General features: G+C 30.5%; 23 protein-coding genes. 13 read left to right on the forward strand and 10 right to left on the reverse strand.

Annotated elements, in window-relative coordinates:
* The 7 genes from lnt to pnp all read left to right on the forward strand — a co-directional run bounded on the left by lnt (position 1) and on the right by pnp (position 9298).
* Positions 1-1545, forward strand: coding sequence for an apolipoprotein N-acyltransferase (gene lnt, locus AC5SLT_RS06950; protein ID WP_494591882.1), 1545 nt, complete (start codon positions 1-3; stop codon positions 1543-1545).
* Positions 1538-2707, forward strand: coding sequence for a methionine adenosyltransferase (metK, locus tag AC5SLT_RS06955; protein WP_006997520.1), 1170 nt, complete (start codon positions 1538-1540; stop codon positions 2705-2707). Before lnt ends, metK begins: the two co-directional genes overlap by 8 nt.
* Before the next feature lie 98 nt (positions 2708-2805).
* The gene (gene nusA / locus AC5SLT_RS06960) at positions 2806-4359 is read left to right on the forward strand and encodes a transcription termination factor NusA (RefSeq protein WP_026225039.1); all 1554 of its coding nucleotides are present in this window, start codon (positions 2806-2808) and stop codon (positions 4357-4359) included.
* A gap of 10 nt (positions 4360-4369) precedes the next feature.
* Positions 4370-6574 carry a translation initiation factor IF-2 gene (gene infB, locus AC5SLT_RS06965; RefSeq protein WP_494591884.1) on the forward strand — a complete coding sequence of 735 codons (2205 nt, stop codon included), beginning with the start codon at positions 4370-4372 and terminating at the stop codon, positions 6572-6574.
* Positions 6574-6942, forward strand: a complete 369-nt coding sequence (gene rbfA, locus AC5SLT_RS06970) for a 30S ribosome-binding factor RbfA (RefSeq protein WP_271627313.1) — start codon at positions 6574-6576, stop codon at positions 6940-6942. The genes infB and rbfA overlap by 1 nt, the downstream gene beginning before the upstream one ends.
* Positions 6943-6955: 13 nt before the next feature.
* Positions 6956-7204 carry a 30S ribosomal protein S15 gene (gene rpsO, locus AC5SLT_RS06975; protein WP_018413733.1) on the forward strand — a complete coding sequence of 83 codons (249 nt, stop codon included), beginning with the start codon at positions 6956-6958 and terminating at the stop codon, positions 7202-7204.
* Positions 7205-7225: 21 nt separating this feature from the next.
* On the forward strand, positions 7226-9298 hold the full coding sequence (pnp, locus tag AC5SLT_RS06980; RefSeq protein WP_006997515.1) for a polyribonucleotide nucleotidyltransferase: 2073 nt from the start codon (positions 7226-7228) through the stop codon (positions 9296-9298).
* Between the two features lie 74 nt (positions 9299-9372).
* Here the strand turns inward: pnp and AC5SLT_RS06985 are convergent, their stop codons facing one another.
* The 4 genes from AC5SLT_RS06985 to fabA all read right to left on the reverse strand — a co-directional run bounded on the left by AC5SLT_RS06985 (position 9373) and on the right by fabA (position 12356).
* On the reverse strand, positions 9373-9765 hold the full coding sequence (locus AC5SLT_RS06985; protein WP_018413735.1) for a cupin domain-containing protein: 393 nt from the start codon (positions 9763-9765) through the stop codon (positions 9373-9375).
* A 93-nt stretch (positions 9766-9858) separates the two neighbouring features.
* On the reverse strand, positions 9859-10644 hold the full coding sequence (locus AC5SLT_RS06990; RefSeq protein WP_006997513.1) for an enoyl-ACP reductase FabI: 786 nt from the start codon (positions 10642-10644) through the stop codon (positions 9859-9861).
* On the reverse strand, positions 10645-11856 hold the full coding sequence (fabB, locus tag AC5SLT_RS06995) for a beta-ketoacyl-ACP synthase I (RefSeq protein ID WP_018413736.1): 1212 nt from the start codon (positions 11854-11856) through the stop codon (positions 10645-10647).
* Positions 11856-12356: a bifunctional 3-hydroxydecanoyl-ACP dehydratase/trans-2-decenoyl-ACP isomerase gene (gene fabA / locus AC5SLT_RS07000; protein ID WP_011281681.1), complete on the reverse strand. Its 501-nt coding sequence runs from the start codon at positions 12354-12356 to the stop codon at positions 11856-11858. The genes fabB and fabA overlap by 1 nt, the downstream gene beginning before the upstream one ends.
* A 73-nt stretch (positions 12357-12429) precedes the next feature.
* Between fabA and AC5SLT_RS07005 the strand changes: the two genes are divergently transcribed.
* The 4 genes from AC5SLT_RS07005 (at position 12430) to AC5SLT_RS07020 (ending at position 15364) form a co-directional block, all read left to right on the forward strand.
* Positions 12430-12858, forward strand: coding sequence for a Fur family transcriptional regulator (locus AC5SLT_RS07005; protein WP_006997510.1), 429 nt, complete (start codon positions 12430-12432; stop codon positions 12856-12858).
* Between the two features lie 104 nt (positions 12859-12962).
* On the forward strand, positions 12963-13379 hold the full coding sequence (locus tag AC5SLT_RS07010; RefSeq protein ID WP_006997509.1) for a rubrerythrin family protein: 417 nt from the start codon (positions 12963-12965) through the stop codon (positions 13377-13379).
* Positions 13380-13436: 57 nt separating this feature from the next.
* Complete coding sequence (locus tag AC5SLT_RS07015; protein ID WP_006997508.1) at positions 13437-14768, forward strand: (Fe-S)-binding protein; 1332 nt, start codon at positions 13437-13439, stop codon at positions 14766-14768.
* 2 nt (positions 14769-14770) lie between these two features.
* Positions 14771-15364, forward strand: a complete 594-nt coding sequence (locus tag AC5SLT_RS07020) for a DUF3501 family protein (protein WP_006997507.1) — start codon at positions 14771-14773, stop codon at positions 15362-15364.
* On the opposite strand, the gene AC5SLT_RS07025 is transcribed toward AC5SLT_RS07020, so the two are convergent.
* Genes AC5SLT_RS07025 through ubiE form a run of 6 tightly spaced genes read right to left on the reverse strand, consistent with a single transcriptional unit; the run spans position 15357 to position 20485 of the window.
* Positions 15357-15806 (reverse strand): SH3 domain-containing protein, encoded by a 450-nt coding sequence (locus AC5SLT_RS07025; RefSeq protein ID WP_006997506.1) that lies wholly within the window; start codon positions 15804-15806, stop codon positions 15357-15359. The genes AC5SLT_RS07020 and AC5SLT_RS07025 overlap by 8 nt on opposite strands.
* Positions 15803-16558 carry a HesA/MoeB/ThiF family protein gene (locus AC5SLT_RS07030; RefSeq protein ID WP_271486380.1) on the reverse strand — a complete coding sequence of 252 codons (756 nt, stop codon included), beginning with the start codon at positions 16556-16558 and terminating at the stop codon, positions 15803-15805. The genes AC5SLT_RS07025 and AC5SLT_RS07030 overlap by 4 nt, the downstream gene beginning before the upstream one ends.
* Entirely contained in the window at positions 16555-16992 is a 438-nt protein-coding gene (gene dut / locus AC5SLT_RS07035) for a dUTP diphosphatase (RefSeq protein ID WP_494591887.1), read from the reverse strand. Before dut ends, AC5SLT_RS07030 begins: the two co-directional genes overlap by 4 nt.
* Before the next feature lie 6 nt (positions 16993-16998).
* A complete protein-coding gene (coaBC, locus tag AC5SLT_RS07040; protein ID WP_271615915.1) occupies positions 16999-18204 on the reverse strand; it encodes a bifunctional phosphopantothenoylcysteine decarboxylase/phosphopantothenate--cysteine ligase CoaBC in 1206 nt (401 codons plus the stop codon).
* An 8-nt stretch (positions 18205-18212) separates the two neighbouring features.
* A complete protein-coding gene (gene ubiB / locus AC5SLT_RS07045) occupies positions 18213-19781 on the reverse strand; it encodes a 2-polyprenylphenol 6-hydroxylase (RefSeq protein ID WP_494591889.1) in 1569 nt (522 codons plus the stop codon).
* Positions 19781-20485, reverse strand: a complete 705-nt coding sequence (gene ubiE / locus AC5SLT_RS07050; RefSeq protein WP_011281685.1) for a bifunctional demethylmenaquinone methyltransferase/2-methoxy-6-polyprenyl-1,4-benzoquinol methylase UbiE — start codon at positions 20483-20485, stop codon at positions 19781-19783. Before ubiE ends, ubiB begins: the two co-directional genes overlap by 1 nt.
* Positions 20486-20520: 35 nt before the next feature.
* Here ubiE and mutM point away from each other — a divergent pair, with 35 nt between their 5' ends.
* Both mutM and rpsT read left to right on the forward strand, forming a co-directional pair.
* Positions 20521-21384: a bifunctional DNA-formamidopyrimidine glycosylase/DNA-(apurinic or apyrimidinic site) lyase gene (gene mutM, locus AC5SLT_RS07055; RefSeq protein ID WP_011281686.1), complete on the forward strand. Its 864-nt coding sequence runs from the start codon at positions 20521-20523 to the stop codon at positions 21382-21384.
* Positions 21385-21434: 50 nt separating this feature from the next.
* The gene (gene rpsT, locus AC5SLT_RS07060; protein WP_011281687.1) at positions 21435-21695 is read left to right on the forward strand and encodes a 30S ribosomal protein S20; all 261 of its coding nucleotides are present in this window, start codon (positions 21435-21437) and stop codon (positions 21693-21695) included.
* The last annotated feature ends 404 nt before the right edge of the window (positions 21696-22099 follow it).

Below are 22099 nucleotides of genomic sequence, written 5' to 3' on the forward strand. Positions count from 1 at the left end.
TTGCTTAAAAAAAATTTTTTAAACATATTATATGTATTTTTTTTAGGTGCTATCAGCTCTTACAGCTTGCCACCTTATAATTATTTTATAATTAATTTTTTTACTTTTTCGTTATTTTTTATTTTTCTTTTTACACAAAAAAAAACTAATCCAAAAAATAAATCCTTCTTTAAATATGGATGGTTTTTTGGTTTTGGTTATTTTTTATGTAGTTTATATTGGATTGCAATTTCCTTAACTTTTGATGAAAGCTTTAAATTTTTAATACCAATAGCTATAGTTTTATTTCCTGCTTTTCTTGCAATATTTTATGGATTAATAACTTATTTGTTTTCTGTTTTTTATTCTAGAGATGTTGTTAGTACATTTTTTATTTTTTCAATTTTATGTGGATCTATTGAATTTATTAGAGGGTCTATACTTACTGGTTTTCCATGGAATTTAATTGCTTTTAGTTTTTCAGAAAGTATTTATTTTATTCAAATTCTTTCACTTATTGGGACTTATTCTTTCAATTTAATTTGTATATCTTTATTTACTGTTCCATCTGTATTTATCTTAAGAAAAACCAGAAAAGAAATTATTGTCTGTTTTTTTTTTATAATAATTTCTGTAGGTTTTTTAGTTTTTGGCAATTTAAAATATAATCAATTTAATACTACAGCTGATATTAAAAATAATTTTACAATAAGAGCCGTATCACCCAATATTAGTTTAGACCGATTTTATTCAAAGCAGGATGAATTAAAGATTATCCAAGAACTAATTACCTTGAGTAATCCAGAAAAAAAAGAACCAATGATTTTTTTATGGCCTGAAGGAATTATTCCAGACAGTTATTTAAGAGATATGGATATATATAAGGAATTATTTTCAAATAGTTTTTCGAGTGATGATTTAATTATCATGGGTCTAAATAGTGTAAAAATTAAAAATAGTGAAAATTTATTTTTTAATTCAATGGCGATTTTTAATAATAAATTGGATTTAATTCATAGTTATAACAAAATTAATTTAGTGCCATTTGGAGAGTTTACTCCATTTGAATCGGTACTTAGTTTAATAGGACTTAAAACAGTAACCAATGATTACCAATCTTTTTCAAAAGGTGAGAACCAAAAAGCACTTTTAATAAAAAATGACAAGATAGAATTAAAATTACTTCCCTTAATCTGTTATGAAATTATTTATTCAAATAGATTATTTAAAGACAAAAATTTTGATTATATAATCAATATTTCAGAAGATGGGTGGTTTGGAAATTCTATTGGCCCAAAGCAACATTTTGCACACAGTATCTTTAGATCCATTGAAAGTGGAAAATATGTAATTAGATCAGCAAACAATGGAATATCTGCCATTGTTAATCCAATTGGTATTATAGAAAAAAAAGTTGAGTTTGGCACTACTGGTTATGTTGATTTTAAAGAGAGTAAAATCCTTAAATCTACGCCTTATATGAATTATGGGGATAAGATATTTTTTATACTTATTTTATTATATATTTTTTTAATTTTTTCATTTAAGAAAATTACACATGAGTAATTTAAAAAATTTTTTATTTACAAGCGAGTCTGTTTCTGAAGGACATCCAGATAAAGTGTCAGATCGTATTTCTGATATGGTTGTGGATAGCTTTCTTTCAGGTGATCCGTTTTCGAGAGTAGCATGTGAAACTTTAACCACTACAAATAAAGTTGTTTTAGCTGGAGAAGTAAGAGGACCGAGCATCAAAGAAGAAGATCTTATTCAAAAAGTAAGAGAATGCATCAAGGATATAGGGTACGATCAAGATGGTTTTACTTGGAGAGAAGCTACAAAAATAGAAAGCCACCTTCATGCACAATCCGCTGATATAGCCATGGGTGTGGACTCATCAAGTAATAAAGATGAGGGAGCGGGTGACCAAGGAATAATGTTTGGTTATGCTTGTAACGAAACTGAAGAATTAATGCCAGCACCAATTCATTATTCTCATAAAATTTTGAGATTAATGGCGGAAGATCGAAAATCTGGAAAATTAAAAAATATTGAGCCAGACTCAAAAAGTCAAGTCACGTTTGAGTATGTAGATGGAAAACCAACCAAAGTAAAATCAGTTGTTATATCTTCACAGCACTCAGCAGATGTAGATCAAGCTAAAGTAAGAGAATTATTAAAACCTTATTTATTAAAATCAATTCCAGAAAAGTTTTTGAAAGATTTTAATGAAGAAGAATTATATATAAACCCAACCGGAAATTTTGTAATTGGTGGTCCAGATGGGGATTGTGGCTTAACAGGTAGAAAAATTATTGTAGACACTTATGGTGGAGCAGCACCTCATGGTGGAGGAGCTTTCTCTGGTAAAGATCCAACTAAAGTTGATAGATCAGCTGCTTATGCAGCAAGATATATTGCTAAAAATATTGTTGCATCTAACATTGCTGAAAAATGTTTAATTCAACTAGCATACGCAATTGGAGTTTCTAAACCTTTATCAATTTATGTAGATTTATTTGATAATGATTTAGAAAAAAATAAATTTGTAACAGAAAAGATCTCAGAAAATTTTGATTTAAGCCCAAGAGGTATAAGAGAAATGCTTGGCTTAAATAAACCTATTTATGAAAAAACAGCAGCTTATGGTCATTTTGGAAGAGTGCCTGAAGCTAACGGCTCATTTTCATGGGAAAAAACTGATAAAAAAGACGTTTTTTCTAAATAGTTGCTATTGAATTAAAAAAAAATCTTTATATATTGCCCTTACATTATTGAAATTACAGAATGGGCTTTAGCCCATTTTTTTTTGGAGCTAATAAACTTATGTTAAATAGAAGATCAGATAAATTAGAATTATTAAGAATTGCTGAAGCAGTTGCTTTAGAAAAGTCTATAGATAAAGAATTAATTATAGATTCCATGGAAACTGGAATTGCAAAAGCTGCCAAATCAAAATTTGGACAGGACAATGAAATTAAAGTTTTAATAGACAGAGAAAGTGGCGATATTGGAATTTTCAGAAAATTAATTGTTGTAGAAAAGCCAGAAAATACAAATACAGAAATTAATCTTCAAGATGCAATCATTTTAAATGAAGTCAACAAAGATAAAAAAATTGGTGACGAAATTTTACAACCGCTTCCCTCTTTTGATTTTGGAAGAATAGCTGCACAAACAGCAAAACAAGTTATTAGTTTTAATGTAAGAGAAGCAGAACGTGAAAGACAATACAATGATTTTATAGATAAAAAAGACTCAATTCTAAGTGGAATTGTTAAACGTCTAGAGTTTGGAAATGTGATAGTTGATTTAGGTAGAACTGAAGCAATTATTCAAAAAAATGAAATGATCCCTAGAGAAAACATTAAAGCTGGAGATAGAGTTAAAGCTTATTGTTATGATGTTAAAAGAGAAGCTAGAGGACAACAAATATTTTTATCAAGAGCACATCCAAAATTTATGGAAAAATTATTTGTTCAAGAGGTTCCTGAAATTTATGATGGTTTAATTGAAATCAAATCATCAGCAAGAGATCCCGGAAGTAGAGCAAAAATCTGTGTTAAAGCAGTTGATACTTCATTAGATCCAGTAGGAGCTTGTGTTGGAATGAGAGGATCAAGAGTCCAAGCAGTGGTTAACGAATTACAAGGTGAAAAAATTGATATTGTTAATTGGTCTGAAGATCCAGCAATAGTAGTTTCAAATGCATTGTCACCAGCTGAAGTTCAAAGAGTAAACGTTGATAGTGTTGCAAAAAAATTAGATGTAATTTTAACAGAAGAAAATTTAAGTAAAGCAATTGGTCGTAGAGGTCAAAACGTAAGACTTGCTACTAAATTATTAAATTACGAAATTAATATAATGACTGATGCAGAAGATTCAGAAAGAAGACAATCTGAATTTAAAGAAAAAACTGAAAACTTTGTTAAAAACTTAGAGCTGGACGAAACATTAGGACAATTACTTGTTGCTGAAGGTTTTTCTTCAATCTCAGATATTAAAGATAGTTCACCAGAAAATTTAATGAAAATTGAAGGTATAGAGGAAGACACTGCCAAGGCTTTGATTGAAAGAGCAAAAGAGTTTTACCAAAAAGATCAAGAAGATATTACTCAAAGAATTAAAGATTTGGGACTTCAAGATGATCTTATAAATCACAAAGGACTGACCCCTGGAATGTTAGTTACTTTAGGAGAGCAAAAGATTTTAAAATTAGAAGATTTTGCAGACCTTGCCTCTGATGAATTAACAGGTGGTTATGATGTTGTGAAAGGTGAAAGAATTAAGATTCAAGGATACCTTGAAGATTTTGCTTTATCAAAAACAGAAGCGGATGAATTAATTATGTCTGCAAGAAGCATAATTTACAAAGATTGAGTAATGAAATATGGAAAACAAAAAAACAAAATTAACACTGTCTGGCATAGCCAAGAAATCGATAGAGAATATAGAGTTAGCAAAAACTCAAAGTAAAAATTCCGTTGTAATTGAAAAAAAGTCCAGCAAATTCGCACCTAGAAGTAACTTTACTAGACCTGCTAGTGTTAGGTCAAAACCAGCAGTATCAACAACAAGTAGTTTCCCTCCAAGAACCACATCAGCACCTAAACCGGCTTCTCCAATAACTAATGATTATGAAAAACGTAAGTTAGCTGAACAAAGAGCAACTAGAAGATTAAAAGGGGATACAGGTAAACCCGAAACTAAAAAAAGAGAATTAAAATTAACAGTATCAAGAGCATTAAGTGATGAGATTGAAGCAAGATCAAGAAGTATGGCTTCGCTTAAAAGAGCAAAATTAAAAGAAAATAGAGAACTTACTAAAGAAGAGATTCAAGAAAGCTTAAAGCCCGTAAAGAGAGATGTGAATATTCCTGAAGCAATAACAGTGAGAGAACTATCTAACAGAATGGCTGAGCAATCAAGCAATGTAATTAAACATTTATTTGGAATGGGTGTTACGGTTACTATCAATCAAACATTAGCAGCAGATACTGCTGAATACTTAGTAAAAGAATTTGGTCACAATCCGATTAGAGAAACAAAAGCAGAAGAAATTATTCAAAAAATAAAAGAGTCTAGATCTGAAAATTTAAAGAATAGACCACCAATCGTAACTGTGATGGGCCACGTGGATCATGGAAAGACCTCGGTATTAGATGTTTTAAGAAGTGCGAATGTTGTCTCTGGTGAATTTGGTGGAATAACACAACACATTGGAGCTTACCAAATACAACACGAATCTAATAAACTAACTTTTATTGATACACCAGGTCATGCTGCATTTACAGAAATGAGAGCTAGAGGATCAAAATTAACAGACGTTGTAGTATTAGTAGTTGCTGCAGATGATGGTGTTAAACCTCAAACAATTGAATCTATAAAACATGCAAAAGCTGCGAACGTTCCAATAGTTGTAGCAATTAACAAGTGTGATCTACCTGAAGCAGATCCACAAAAAATAAAGAACCAACTTTTAGAATACGAACTTATTGCAGAAGATCTATCGGGAGATACTTTAATGGTTGAAATTTCTGCAAAAAATAAAAAAAATTTAGATAAGTTAGTAGAGTCGATTGTTCTACAAGCAGAAATTTTAGACTTAAAAACTGACTTTGAATCTAAAGCTACAGGAATTGTTTTAGAATCTAAAATTGATATTGGCAGAGGAGCTGTTGCAACAGTTGTGGTTACATCTGGAACAATTAAAAAAGGTGATTTCTTTGTTAGTGGATTAAAATGGGGAAAAGTAAGAGCTTTGATTAATGATAAAGGAGAAAATGTTAATGAAGCACCACCATCAATGCCAGTTGAAATTCTTGGAATTAATGGAGCGGCTAAATCTGGAGATGATTTTATTGTACTAGATTCAGAAAAAGAGGCAAAAACATTAAGTCAGAATAGAGCAGAAGAAAGCAAAACTGGTGGAAGTCCTTTAACTTTTGCGACTCAAGACTCAGCTTTTGCTGATAAGTCAGCTGCAGAATTAAATATTATTGTAAAATCAGATGTTCATGGATCTGCAGAGGCAATCAAAAGTGCGATTAATCAAATTACCCATGATGAAGTAAAACCTAAAATAATTTTATCTGATATTGGAATGGTAACAGAAACAGATGTAACTTTAGCAAAAGCATCTAACGCTGCACTAATTGCATTCAATGTTAAACCAAGTAAGGAAGCAAAAAAATTAGCAGAAAATGAAAAAATTGTAATCTCTTCTTATAATATTATTTATGAAGTTTTGGATTATATTAAATTAAGAATGTCAGGACTTCTTACTCCAGACGTTCAGGAAAAAATTATTGGTACAGCTCAAATTTTAGAAATTTTCAAAGTTTCAGGTACAGGAAAAGTTGCAGGCTCAAAAGTAACCGAAGGTGAAATAACTAGTGGCGCAAGCGCTAGGGTAGTAAGAGATGGAGCAATTATTTACACGGGTAAAATAAGTACTATTTTTAGAGAAAAAGATCAGGCAAAACAGGTTAGTAATGGCCAAGAGTGTGGAATAACACTTAAGGACTTTATCGATTTCCAGAAAAACGATACAATAGAGGCCTTTAGTACGACTACAACGGATAGAACAGTATAATGGCTGATAGAATAGGAAAACCAGTTTCACAGAGACAATTGCGTGTTGGAGAGATGATTAGGCAATCTTTAGGCATGATTTTTGCCAGAAATGAAGCTAAGGTCCCAAAATTAGAAACTAACACTATAACAGTTACTGAAGTAAAAATGAGTCAAGACCTTAAAATTGCAAAAGCTTACGTATTACCATTAGGTGGTAAAGATTCGGAGTTAGTTATTAAAAAATTAAAAGAATATTCTTTCTTAATTAGAAAAGCTTTATCTAAAAAAATAATTATGAAATATTTACCAAAAATACTTTTTGCTAAAGACGACTCATTTGAGTACGCAGAAAAAATAGAAAACTTAATAAAACAAACAAATAAATAGGAAAATAAATAGTATGACGAAAAAAGCAGAAGAATTAAAAATGCACGCGAAGGACACTGGTTCTTCAGAAGTACAAATTGCATTATTAACAGGAAAAATTGAAACTCTTTCAGCACACATTAAACAATTCAAAAAAGATAAACACTCTTCGGTTGGATTATTAAGAGCAGTAAATAGAAGAAAAAAATTGTTAGAATATTTAAAGAAAAATAAATTTGATTCTTACAAAAATGTATTAACTCAATTAAATTTAAGAAAATAGACAGAAGGAAACGGAAAATAGATGTTCAAAGTATACAAGAAGGAAATTGAAGTAGCAGGTAAGAAGATAAGTTTAGAAACAGGTAAAGTAGCAAGACAAGCAGACGGAGCAATCATTGCTTCATGTGGTGAAACAGTTATTTTAGCAACAGTAGTAGGAGCCAAAAAAGTAAATCCAGATATGGATTATTTTCCTCTGTCTGTAAATTACCAAGAAAAATATTATGCAGGTGGTAAAATTCCTGGTGGATACTTTAAAAGAGAAGCAAGACCAACTGAAAGTGAACAATTGATTTCAAGATTAATTGATAGACCCATCAGACCTTTGTTTCCAAGTGAATTCAAAAATGAAGTTCAGTTATTACCAACTGTAATCTCATATGATAAAGACAATCAACCAGATATTTTAGCAATTACAGCTTCATCAGCTGCATTAGCCATTTCAGGAATGCCATTTATGGGACCTGTAGGTGCTTCAAGAGTTGGTTTAGTTGATGGAAAATACATATTAAACCCATCAAAAGCTGAGTTAGAAAACTCTACTTTAGATTTAGTTGTAGCAGGTACTAAAGATGCTGTGCTGATGGTTGAGTCAGAAACGTCAGGTTTAACAGAAGAAGTAATGTTAGATGCAGTTAAGTTTGGTCACGAAGGTTTTGTTCCAGTAATCGAAATGATCGAGGAACTTGCAAAAGAATGCAGGAAACCAGAATGGACTGTTGAGAAAAAAGATTTATCGGAAGTTAAGAAAAAACTTGAAGAAAACTTTACAGAAGATTTAACTAAAGCTTTTGCAACAATAGACAAACAAGAACGATCAAATCAAATTTCAGAAATTTCTGATAAAGCAAAACAACTTTTTGCAGAGGATGAAAATTATTCTGATTTTAACGTTAATGATGAATTAAAAAATCTTGAAAAAAAAATTGTTAGAACTGACATTCTTAAAAATAAAAAAAGAATTGATGGCAGAGGTTTAGCTGATGTAAGAGCTATTGAGTGTGAGGTTGGTGTTTTACCAAGAACTCACGGATCAGCTCTATTTACTAGAGGTGAAACACAAGCGATTGTAGTTACTACTTTAGGTACATCTGATGATGAACAAAGATTGGAAAGTTTAGATGGACAGCATAGAGAAAGATTTATGCTTCATTACAACTTCCCTCCTTTCTCAGTTGGTGAAACTGGAAGAATTGGAACTGGAAGACGTGAAGTTGGTCATGGAAAATTAGCATGGAGAGCAATTAACTCTTCATTACCTCCAAAGGAAGAGTTTCCATATACTTTCAGAATAGTGTCAGAAATTACAGAATCCAATGGTTCTTCATCAATGGCAAGTGTTTGTGGTGCATCTCTTGCACTTATGGATGCTGGAGTGCCAATTAAAGAGCCAGTTGCAGGTATTGCAATGGGGTTAATTAAAGAAGGCGATGACTTTAGTGTCTTGTCAGATATTTTAGGTGATGAAGATCACCTAGGAGATATGGATTTTAAGGTTGCCGGAACTAAAGATGGAATTACTTCGCTTCAAATGGATATTAAAATTACAGGTATCACATTTGAAATCATGGAGCAGGCCTTAAAACAAGCAAAAGAAGGAAGAATTCATATCTTAGGTGAAATGAACAAAGCTTTAAGTGAATCAAGAGCTGATGTTGGTGAACACACTCCAAAAATGGAACAAATTACTGTTGATAAAAAAGATATTGCAGCTGTAATTGGAAAAGGTGGAGCAACGATTAGAGAAATTGTTGAAAAATCAGGTGCTAAACTAGATGTGAACGATGAAGGTGTGGTAACTGTTGCTGCTCCGGACGAAGAGTCTAGAAACATTGCTATGCAAATGATCAAAGACATCACAGCAAAAGCTGAACTAAATAAAATTTACTCAGGTAAAGTAATGAAGATTATGGAGTTTGGTGCATTTGTAAATTTCTTAGGAAAACAAGATGGTCTTGTTCACATTTCAGAACTTGCTACTAAAAGAGTAGAAAAAGTTACTGATATTGTTAAAGAAGGTGACGAAGTAAAAGTTAAAGTGATTGGTTTCGATAGAGGTAAAGTTAAACTTTCTATGAAACAAGCTGCTGAATAATTTTTAAATTAAAATTCTAAACCCCTGGAATGAAAGTTCTGGGGGTTTTTTTTATGGGGCTTTTATTAAAAACCTTACACACTCTTTTGTTTTGCTGGAAAGTATTCTACTTCTGAAAAACGATCTGTTGGAAAAATCCAATAAAATTCAAGGGTTTCTTTTCCATTATTTTTTAAGGCATGTTCAGCATTTCCAGCTATATAAACTACATCGCCCTTTTTAATTGTTTCAAGTTTACCTGATTTATTTAAAATTCCTGTACCATTGGTAACCACATATATTTCTGCTGGTGAGTGATAATGAAGTGTTAAATCTCCACCAGGCACTATTTCAGCAAAACCAAGGGATAAACCAGAACTACCATCAAAATCTGCATCAACTAAAAATTTCCACCTTACTCCAGGATACTTTTCAGTTGATGACCATTCTTGACTCAAAACAGAAGCAAGATTTTTTACAAAAATCATTCAAAATCTTAGCTTATGTCTTATTTTTTTTAAATATAAATTATTAAGTCTAAAAAATTCTTCCAAATTTTTTTAACTAAATTTAACTATATTTTAGGTAATATTTTTAGGATCTGGCATTCCGACCTTGTTATATCCAGCATCTACGTAATGAATTTCGCCAGTAACACCATTTGCAAGGTCGCTTAATAGATATAATGCTGAATTTCCAACATCATGAATATCTACGTTTCTTTTAAGGAAAGAATGATCTTCATTCCACTTGTATAAGAATTTTGCATCTCCAATAGCAGAAGCTGCTAAAGTCTTAATGGGTCCAGCACTTATAGCATTCACTCTCATACCTTTAGCACCTAAATCTCTTGCAAGGTACTTAACACTTGCCTCAAGAGCTGATTTACAAACACCCATTACGTTATAATTTGGAATAGCTTTAGTAGATTCGTAAGTTAAGGTTAACATGCTTCCACCTTCTTTCATTATTTTAGATGCTTCTTTTGCAACTTCTGTAAATGAAAAACATGAGATTAACATACTTCTTAAAAAGTTTTCTCTAGTAGTGTTTAAATACTCACCTGATAATTCTGATTTATCTGAAAATGCAACTGCGTGAACCACAAAATCTATTTGTCCCCATTCAGATTTAATATCTTCAAAAAGTTTTATTACTTCTTCTTTATTCTCAACATCACAACTAAATGTAGCTTTTGAATTTAATTTTTCTGCTAAAGGGATTACTCTTTTCTTTAATGCATCACCAAGATAAGTGAATGCAAGTTCTGCTCCAGCTTCTGCAAGTTTCTGCGAAATACCCCAAGCGATAGACCTTTCATTGGCAACGCCCATGATTAATCCTCTTTTGCCTTTCATTAAACTCATTTAAACCTTTTCAAAAATTAAAGTTGCATTTGTTCCGCCAAAACCAAAGCTGTTAGACATAACAGAGTTTAATTTAACATCTGTTTCAGTTTTAGTAACGATTGGGAATTTTTTTGCTTCATCATCCATTTCAGTGATGTTAGCTGAAGCTGTGATAAAATTATTTTTCATCATGATTAAACTATAAATTGCCTCATGAACTGAAGCAGCACCTAGTGGGTGACCAGAAAGGGATTTAGTAGAACTTATTTTTGGTACCTCAGCACCAAATGCTTCTCCAACACCTCTAAGTTCTGTTATATCTCCAACAGGAGTTGAAGTTCCGTGAGTGTTTAAGTAGTCCATTTTATTCTTAGCAGTTGCTAAAGCCATTTTCATACATCTAACAGCACCTTCACCAGATGGGGCTACCATATCATACCCATCAGAAGTCGCACCATAGCCTGTTAATTCAGCATATATGTTTGCACCTCTTGCTTTTGCATGTTCGTATTCCTCAAGCACCAAAACTCCACCACCACCTGCTATTACAAAGCCATCTCTAGTCTTATCATAAGCTCTAGAAGCAGTTTCAGGCGCATCATTGTATTTAGAAGATAATGCAGTCATCGCATCAAACATTGCAGTCATTGCCCAGTGTAATTCTTCACTACCACCTGCAAACACAACGTCTTGTTTACCCATTTGAATTAATTCACTTGCATGACCGATACAGTGTCCGCTAGTTGCACACGCAGAACTCATCGTATAATTAACTCCTTTAATTTTAAAAGGTACAGCAAGAGTTGCTGAAGATGTACTAGCCATAGTTCTTGGAACAATAAATGGTCCCATTAACTTTGGAGTTTTGGCTCTAGTCTTATCAACTGATAAAACAACATTCTCTATTGAAGGACCCCCAGAACCCATAACTATTCCAGTTTTAAAATTACTTATATCCTTATCCTCTAATCCTGAGTCCTTAATAGCTTCTTTCATTGCAATGTAATTATATGCAGATCCAGAGCCCATAAATCTGATAGTTTTTCTATCGACATGATCTTCAAGTTTAATATTTGGTTTGCCATGAATGTGGCTTCTTAAATTATGCTCTTTATATTCCTCGCAAAAAGATATTCCAGATTTTGAATTTAAAAGAGATTGATAAACTTCTTCTTGATTATTCCCCAAACAAGAAACAACTCCCAAACCTGTAACTACTACTCTTCTCATTATTTAAATAACCCCACTTTTAAACTTTCTGCTGAATATATTTTCTTGTCATCGGCAAATACTAAACCATTTGCTAAACCAACTGTTGTTCCACCTGGTGCCATAATTTTTTTCATATCAATTTCATATCTTACATTTTTAACATTTTGTAAAACTTCACCAGTGAATTTTACTGTACTCACGCCTAAAGCTCTCCCTTTGCCTGGATTGCCAAGCCAACCAAGATAAAAACCAACTAACTGCCACATAGCATCCAAGCCAAGACAACCTGGCATAACAGGGTCTCCTTTAAAGTGACAATCAAAAAACCAAAGGTCTTTTTTGATATCAAGCTCCGCTTTTAAAGAGCCTTTGCTAAAAGCACCATTGTCCTCGTTGATTTCTGTTATTCTATCAAACATGAGCATTGGTGGAAGCGGTAATTTTGCATTACCTGGGCCAAAAAGTTCGCCATTTCCGCAGCTTATTAGCTCATCATATGTGAATGAGTTTTTTTTCATAAATTTCAGTCCCTTAATACTTGATTTATGATGATTATAATATAGAAATAGTTTAGAATTATTATAAACAACAATGAATAATATTAATATATACAAAGAAAAACTGAGAGAATCTGGCTTAAGACCAACTAGACAAAGGTTAAAAATCTGTGAAGTATTGTTTTCACCTGAAAAAACTTTTCATTTTACGATAAATGATTTGACCAAAATTATTGAAGAAAAGTTGAGTGAAAAAATTTCCCTAGCAACAGTTTATAATACAATTCATGCATTTAAGAAAAAAGGATACTTAAAAGAAATTTCAATTAATAGTGATAAAAGTTATTTTGACACTAACGTAACTGAACACCATCACTTTTTTGACGAAGATACAAATGAGTTGATTGATTGTAGCAACGAAGAAATTGATTCAGTGAATATAAAAAGAAATATCACAGGAAAAAAAATAAAATCAGTAGAAGTATTGATTAAAGTTGCAACTGATAATCAAACTCAAAAATAATTCAATAATTTCAATAATTTAATAATTACATTAAAATAATTCTAAACTGTTGACTTACAGTTTAGAATGATTATATGTACACCATAATCATTAAGGAGAAAAATATGTCATTGAAAGGAAGTAAAACAGAAGAAAACTTAAAGGATGCATTTGCAGGTGAGAGCCAAGCAAACAGACGTTATTTATATTTTGCTCAAAAAGCAGATATCGAAGGCTATAACGATGTAGCATCTGTATTTAGATCTACAGCTGAAGGTGAAACAGGTCATGCACATGGACACCTTGAGTATCTTGAAGAAGTTGGAGATCCAGCAACGGGACTACCAATTGGTGAGACTAAAGCAAATTTAGCTTCAGCAGTACAAGGTGAAACTCATGAATATACAGACATGTACCCAGGTATGGCAAAAACAGCTAGAGAAGAAGGTTTTCCAGAAATAGCTGATTGGTTTGAAACTTTAGCAAAAGCTGAAAAATCACACGCAGGTAAATTCCAAAAAACATTAGAATCTATTGCGTAAATAAAACTTAATTTATGGTGGGGTTTTCCCCCACCATTAAATCCTAAAATTTTAAATATGAGTAAAGAAGGCAGTATAGACGCACCCATTAGACACCCAATCAATTTTGAGCATCCAGATTTTTTAGATCCTAAAAAATTAGATGACGAAATGAGAAGAGCATTCGATATCTGCCATGGATGTAGAAGATGTTTTAATTTATGTGACTCGTTTCCAAAATTATTTGACATGATAGATGAGTCAGAAAATGAGGATGTAGAAAGTTTAAAAAGTGAACAGTTTGAACCTGTAGTAGATGCTTGCACATTGTGTGATATGTGTTTTATGACCAAGTGTCCTTATGTACCGCCACATGATTTTGATTTAGACTTTCCTCACTTAATGTTGAGATACAGAACAGCTCAAAAAAAATTAAATAAATTACCTGCAGTACCTGCACAATTAGCTCGAATTGATAGAAATGCAAAAATTGGTGTAATGTTATCATCACTTATAAACTGGGCATCAAACATTAAAAATACATTTTTTAGAAAAATATTAGAATTAGTTGCTGGAATTGATATGAGGGTTAAGCTTCCAACCTACAATTCAGAAACATTTACAAAATATTTTAAAAAAAATAATATTCCAGTAAACAGTGAAGCTCCATCTAAAGATAGAAAAGTTGTAATTTATTCAACATGCTTTGTTAATTTTAATAAAAAAGACACTGGTGTAGCTGCATTAAAAGTTTTAAAAAAAAATGGAGTAGAGGTTCAAGAGGCTTACCCAGGTTGTTGTGGAATGCCTTATCTCGAGCAAGCAGATTTACCAAAAGTTGTGGAGCAAGCTAAAAAAGTTTCCAAAGATTTATTAGAGTGGGTAGATAAGGGTTATCAAATTATTACTCTAACTGCCAGCTGTGGTCTAATGTTAAAATTTGAATGGCCATTGCTATTACCAAACGATGAAAATATTAAAAGACTTTCAAAAAGTGTTAGTGATATAGATGAGTATATCGTTGATATAGCACAAAACGAAGGCTTAGCAGAAGGCTTACAAGAAATTGATGGTGGGGTTACAGTTCACAACGCTTGTCATGCAAGAGCACAAAATATGGGTATTAAATCTAGAGATATGCTTAAATTCATTCCTAACATAAAAATGGATGTTGTTGAAAGATGTGCTGGTCACGGAGGAACTTTTGGTGTGATGAAGGAAACTCACGATCTAGCTATAAAAGTTGGAACACCAACAGCAAAACAAATTAAAAATAAAAATAATAAATACATGGCTTCAGATTGTCCTTTGGCAGGTAAGCATTTGAAACAATTAGAAACAGACACAAATATTTCAAATGATGAGGCACTTCATCCTATCGAATTAATGGCAAAAAGTTATAGATTGTAATTATGAGTAAAGAAAAAAGACTAATAGAAAAAGAAGACTTACTACCATCTGATGTTTACGCAAAAAGTAGAAAACAAATCAGAAAAGATTTAGTTGAGTTTAAAAAAGATAGAAGAATAGCACTTGGTCCTTATGCTACTTTTTATTTTGAAAGTTTTGAAACTATGGTTGCCCAAGTTCAAGAAATGCTTCACATCGAAAAAGGTGGAGATGAGCAATTAAAAGATGAATTAATAGCCTACAATCCCTTAGTACCAAGTGGAAAAGAACTTATAGCAACATTAATGTTTGAAATTGATAATCCAATTTCAAGAGCTAAATTTTTAGGTAAAGTTGGAGGTATTGAAGAAAAGGTATTTATGAAAATTAATAATGAAATTGTTAAAGCAGTTCCAGAAGCAGATGTTGACAGAACATCAGCAGAAGGAAAAGCTTCTTCAGTACAGTTTATCCATTTCAAATTAAATGATGATCAAATTTCTAAATTTAAATCAGATAGTGCAACTATTGAACTTGGGATTGATCATAAAGAGTATACTCACACAACAAAACTATCAGAAAATAGCATTAAATCGCTATGTGATGATTTTATCTAATAGAACCCCAAATATTTTCAGTTTTGACCCAGCCTGAATAATCTTCAGTTTTTACGTTACACCATATATTTTCACATTTTTTTAAGATTAATAGTCTTCCCTTTTCTAGTTTGGCTATTGGTTTTGAAAAGTTAGATGGTTTTTTATATAAAATTTTATCTTCTAAAATAATAATAGAATTTGATTTTTTAATCTGAGAAATGTGGATCCATCCACTATTATTTTTTAAATCTACAATTCTCCTAAAATTTTCTTTTTGATCTATTTGTTTTATCGGTAAATTTATTTTTTTATAAATATATTTGATTTTTGAATCAAAACTTGGTCCATATCGAACATTTACTTTACTTTTTTTTAAAGAAAGAAACTTTTCTTCTGCCATTGAAAATTGACCAAATAAAACTGATAGACACAAAAACCAGATAGCTATTTTTTTTATCATTTACAAAAACAGTTTTTTCTTTTTTTAAGCTTAACTTTTCTAAAATTTAATTGTAATAAATCTAAGATAAAAATATATCCATCAAGACTTTTTCCAATACCAAGTATTTTCTTTAAAACTTCATTTGCTTGTATTGTTCCAATTATACCAGCAACAGTGCCAAGAATACCTTCTGACTCGCAATTTAATAAGTCATCTGAAATATCAGAGTCTTGAAAAAAACATCTTAAACATGGAATTTTTTTATTTTTAAAATTAAAAGTAAATATATGACCGTCAAATTTACTTATGGCTCCGGTTACAAGTATTTTTTTAAATTTATAACAAAAATCATTTAATAAAAATTTTGTTGAAAAATTATCAGAACCATCAACTATATAATCATAATCTTTTATAATTTTCTTAAAGTTATTTTTATCAAGTCTTATTTTGTAAATTTTAATTTTAATACTTGGGTTTATTTTTTTAATTTTAACCCTTGCTACTTGAACTTTAAATTTTCCTATATCGCTGGTGTTATAAAGACTTTGTCTGTGTAGATTAGATAAACTAACTTTATCATCATCAACTATACCTATCGAACCAACTCCAGCTCTTGCAAGAAATTCTGCAACAGGAGATCCTAAACCACCCATTCCAACAATTAAAACTTTTGAAGATATAATTTTTTTTTGTCCAATAGTGCCAATATCTTTTAGTACTATTTGTCTTGAGTATCTTTCTATTGATGCTTTTTTTAATTGGCTATTCATTTACCTGTTGAGCCAAATCCACCATCACCTCGCAATGTATCAAGTAAATTATCTGTTTCTTCAAACTCCATCTTAATTACAGGCATTAAGACCATTTGTGCTATTCTATCTTTATTGTTGATAAGGAAATCTTCTTTACCATGATTAAAAAGTATAACTTTAATTTCTCCTCTATAATCACTATCAATTGTCCCCGGAGTGTTTAAAACTGTAATACTTTTTTTAGCAGCCAAACCAGATCGAGGACGAATTTGAACTTCATAATCCTCTGAAAATGCCATTGAAAGCCCTGTAGGAACCAAATATGAGCTATTAGGTGCTATTCTAATAGGCTCCTCTATAAAAGCCATCAAATCCATACCTGAAGCACCATCTGTTTTGTAAGCAGGTAATTCTACTTTAGGATTTAATTTTTTGATTAATACTTTAGCCACTGAATTTTAATTTAATCTTTTAATAACTCTATCTACTATTTCATCAGAAATTTCAGATTTACTTTTTATTGTAAGCCTTTCATCATCCATATTTTTATCTCTATAATAAATCGAAACTTCATTAAAACTAGAGTCAAATCCAATTGCTTTATTGGAAACATCATTTGCAATTATCCAATCACAGTTTTTTTCATCTAATTTTTTTTTTGCATTTTCTTCTATATTATTAGTTTCTGCAGCAAATCCAATTACCAACTTTGGTCTAAGAGAATTATGTTTTGATACATAATTTAAAATATCAATATTTTTTTCTAGTTCTAGATTTAATTTTTCTTGCTTTTTAATTTTGCTATTACTTATTTCTTTAACTTTAAAGTCAGCAACAGCTGCTGAAAAAATTGCTACATCTGTTGGTAAATTATTTTGTGCAGCTTTAAACATTTCGTCTGCAGTTTCTACTTTAATTAAGTTTATATTATTGCCTACTTCTAAATTTGTAGGTCCAGAAATTAAAGTGGTTTGAAATCCTTTTTTAGCAAATGCTTTTGCTAAAGCATAACCTTGTTTTCCAGAAGATTTATTTGTTATAAATCTTACAGGGTCAATATATTCATTAGTTGGTCCAGCCGTTACTAAGGCTTTTAATTTATAATTTTTATTTAATTCACTAAAGTATAAATTAATTTCTTGAACAATATTATCTGGTTCAGTCATTTTCCCTTCACCAAATTCTCCACAGGCCATATCTCCAATTTCAGGACCTATAATTTTATAACCAAATGATTTTAATTTTTTAAGGTTTTCTTTCGTCGATGGATGGTCCCACATTCTAACATTCATTGCTGGTGTTAAAAAAATATCTTTATCTGAAGCCAAAATTACAGTTGAAGCAAGATCATCTGAAGACCCTGTGCTTAATTTTGAGATTGTATTAGCGGTAGCTGGAGCTACAACAATTAAGTCTGCCCATCTAGATAGTGAAATATGATCCATTTCAGCCTCATTTTCAGGGCTAAATAAATCGTCATAAACTTTTTCTTGAGATAGTGAGGCAACGGACAAAGGAGTTACAAATTCTTTAGCACTTTTAGTAAGAATAGTTTTAACCTTTGCACCTAATTTTTTTAATGATCTGATTAATTCTAAACTTTTGTAAGCAGATATGCCACCACATATTATTAAAAGTATTTTTCTTTCAGATATATTATTCATTGTGAGAATTAAAATACTACTAGACCAAAAATTACAAGCAGTAATAAACCAACAATAGACTGATTTCTAAAGGCAGTCATTTCAGATCTCTTTTCATTTAAGGCAGTAAATGAATTTGAATTTTGGGGGATCTGTCCACTTGCTAAAAATGATAAAGCTTGATTGGCTTTATCCATAATCTCTGGAAAATCAGGCAATCTTTTAATTACTTCAGTAGTACTTTTTAAACTTTCATTTAAGGTATTAATTGGATCTTTTGTTTCTCTTAACCAACTTTCTAAAACTGGTTTTGAAGTTTCCCATATATTGGTATTAGGGTTAAGTTTTCTCGCAACACCCTCAACCACTACCATTGTTTTTTGTAACATTAATAATTGAGGTTGAGTTTGCATATTAAATTTTTCAGTAACTTCAAAAAGTTGTTTTAATAATTTTCCCCCAGAAATATCTTTTACAGATTGACCAAAAATTGGTTCACCAATTGATCTTAATGCTTGTGCTAAATCATTAACAGGCACATCTTTAGGAACTAGACCAGCAACCAAATGTACCTCAGCAACTTTTTTGTAGTCTCTTTGAATAAATCCAAATAAAATTTCAGCTAAAAATCTTTTGCTAAGATTGTCTAATCTTCCCATTATTCCAAAATCTATAGGAACAATTTGCCCATTATCGTCAATAAATATATTTCCTTGATGCATATCAGCATGAAAAAAACCGTCTCTAACAGCATGTCTTAAAAAATGCTGAATTACATCAGAGGCTATTCTCTTAGTATCTATATTTCTTTTTTGTAAATCTTCTGTTTCACGAATAGAAACGCCTTCTACCCAATCAAGTGTCATGACATTTTCGCTTGTAAAATTCCAATAAATAGCAGGAACTCTAAAACCTGCATCATTCTTTGTATTTTCGGCATATTCATTTGCAGCTGCTGCTTCAAATCTTAAATCCATTTCTAAATTAGTTATTTCTTTAAGAAGAAAAACTACTTCTACCAATTTCAGCCTTTTTGTTTTTTTTATAAATGACTCAACCATAAAAGCAAAAAGCATCAAAGCATCTATCTCTTCATTAAATACTTTTTTTATATTTGGTCTTAAAATTTTAATAGCAACATCTTTTATGGTTCCATTGTCATTTATTTTTGCTTTATGAACCTGTGCTATTGAAGCTGCTGCAACTGGTTCACTTAAATCAATGATTGAATTGAAAGTATCATCTCCTAGGTCTTTTTTAATTATTACTTTTGCTTCAGTTAAAGTAAAAGCGGGCAATCTATCTTGTAAGCCCTCTAACTGTTTTGCTAAATCATCTCCGATAATATCAGGTCTAGTAACCAAAAATTGTCCTAACTTAATAAATGTAGTTCCCATTGATTGTAGCGACTTAGAAAGTTTTGCTCCTTCATTTTCGTTTAAATTATTTTTATTAGGTGGAGAAAAAGAAAATGAAAGTATTTGGAAGAGAATCTTAATTGCTAATGGTGGTTTTTTAAACTTAGAAAGAATAGTTAATATATCAGAACGAGCTAATTTTCTTCCTAATTTAAATAAGATGAATATTTTTTTTAACATTAGATTTTCCAGCCTGAATGAATAGCTACAATTCCACCTGATAAGTTTCTATAACTGCAGTTAACAAATTTATTTTTATTCATTAAATCAATTAACTCTTCTTGATTAATAAACTCTTCAATACTTTTAACCAGATATTCATAAGGTTCTTTTTGTCCAACTATAGCTTTTCCAACTAAAGGGATAAGTTTTGAATAATTTTTATATATAAAGTCTAAATTAGAGTTTTGAATTTTAGAAAATTCTAAACATAAGTAACGACCTCCTGGTTTTAAAACTCTATAAGCTTCTGATAAAGCTTTATTTAGATCTTTAGTATTTCGTAGTCCAAAACTAATTGTATAATAATCACAAGAATTATCTTTAATAGGCAACTTTTCAGCTGGAGCAATTATCCAATTGATATTTTTATAAGTATTTAACTTTTCTTTGCCTTTACCAATCATCCCTTTATTTGGATCAACGCAAAATATTTCACCATTTTTATCAGTTGCATCTAAAAAAAGTTTACCAAGATCTCCAGTTCCGCAGGCGACATCAATTAAAGTTTTATTATTTGAAGGGTTCATCCAACTTAATAGATCTTTTTTCCAAATTCTATGAACACCCAATGACATAAAGTCATTCATTAAATCATATTTGTCATAGACATTATCAAAGACACTTTGGACAAGGCCCTTTTTGTTTTGGAGATATTGCTGCATATTAAATTTATTATTTATTGATAATATAGTCTCAAATGCCAGAATTACCAGAAGTAGAAATAGTCAAACAATCGCTATCTAAAAAATTAGAGCATAAAAAAATCAAAAAAATAATAATTACGAATAGAAATTTAAGGTTTAAAATTCCTTTAAAATTTGAAGAATTATTAAAAAATAAAATTATTAAAAAAGTAACTAGATTTTCAAAGTATTTGATCTTGAATTTTTCTGATCAATCTTTTTGTTTAATTCATTTAGGGATGTCTGGAACTGTTCATTTAATAAAAAAAAATAATATTAGTAAGTTTACTAATACTAGTTTTTATAATTCACCAAGCCTACCAAAAAAACATAATCATGTTGAAATTCATTTTAAAGGTTTAAGAGTTATATACAATGATCCTAGAAGATTTGGATTTTTTAAATTTATAGAAAACAAGAAGGAACTTGAAAAAAGATTTAGTCATTTAGGACCTGAACCATTTTTTAAAAATTTTAACTTAGAATATTTAATTGGTTATTTCACAAATAAAAAAAAGGATATAAAAAGTTTCTTATTAGATCAAAAATTTGTATCAGGAATTGGAAATATTTATGCTAGTGAAATTTTATTTTTATGTAAAATTAATCCAATTACCTATGCATCAAAGTTAACCAAGCAAGATTGCAAAAAAATTATTACTTATTCAAAAAGTGTACTTAATAGGGCTATTAAAAAAGGAGGGTCAAGTATTCGAGATTTTAAAAACATCACTGGAAAAAGTGGAAATTTCCAAAAAGAATTTAGGGTGTATCAAAGAGAAAATCTAAGCTGCTTAAGAACTAAATGTAATGGGAAAATTCAGAAAATATTTATATCTAATAGGTCAACATTCTTTTGTAATACATGCCAAAAATAGGGAATTATTCTATTGACCAGTATAAATTCTCAAGCTATACCACTGCGCTTATGGCAAACACAAAATCAGCAATTAAAAGAATTAGAAGAATTGCTACACAAACATTGGTTAATAAGGCTCGTAAGAGCAAGTACAGAAATGCTATAAAAAAAATGAACCTTCTTCTGGTAGAAAAGAAAAAAGATGAAGCTCTAAAATTCTTGCCAAAGTTGAACTCTGAGTTAATGAAAGTTGCAAAAACTGGAATTATAAAGAAAGCAAATGCTTCAAGAAACATTTCGAGAATAACAAAGAAAATTTCAGCCTTATAATAAATTTATACGACTATTTTAAATTTCAACTAATAGTACTTACATCATATAAGAAATCAAATTTTTAGATTAACTATATATAGATTTAGTAAAACAATAAGAAACATAATTTATAAATCACACAATCATAGATTTTAAATTTGTAAAACTTAATCGTTCAATCAAACAACACTGTGGCAAAATAATTTTTAAGATTAAAAACAGACCACCTCTTGGTTGTAATATTATATCAGCATTAGAGAGAATATTCCCGTTTGAAATGAATCACCTATAGATTTAATTTATTTTTATTTTTACTAAATTATTTATTGCAAATATTAATTTTATTTATTTTTGCTTTTACAAAATTATTCATTGCAAAAAAATTATTTTGCTTCTAACTGACCTTATTCCTACAAATTTTT

It is taken from the genome of Candidatus Pelagibacter sp. PS_11 (assembly GCF_059417975.1).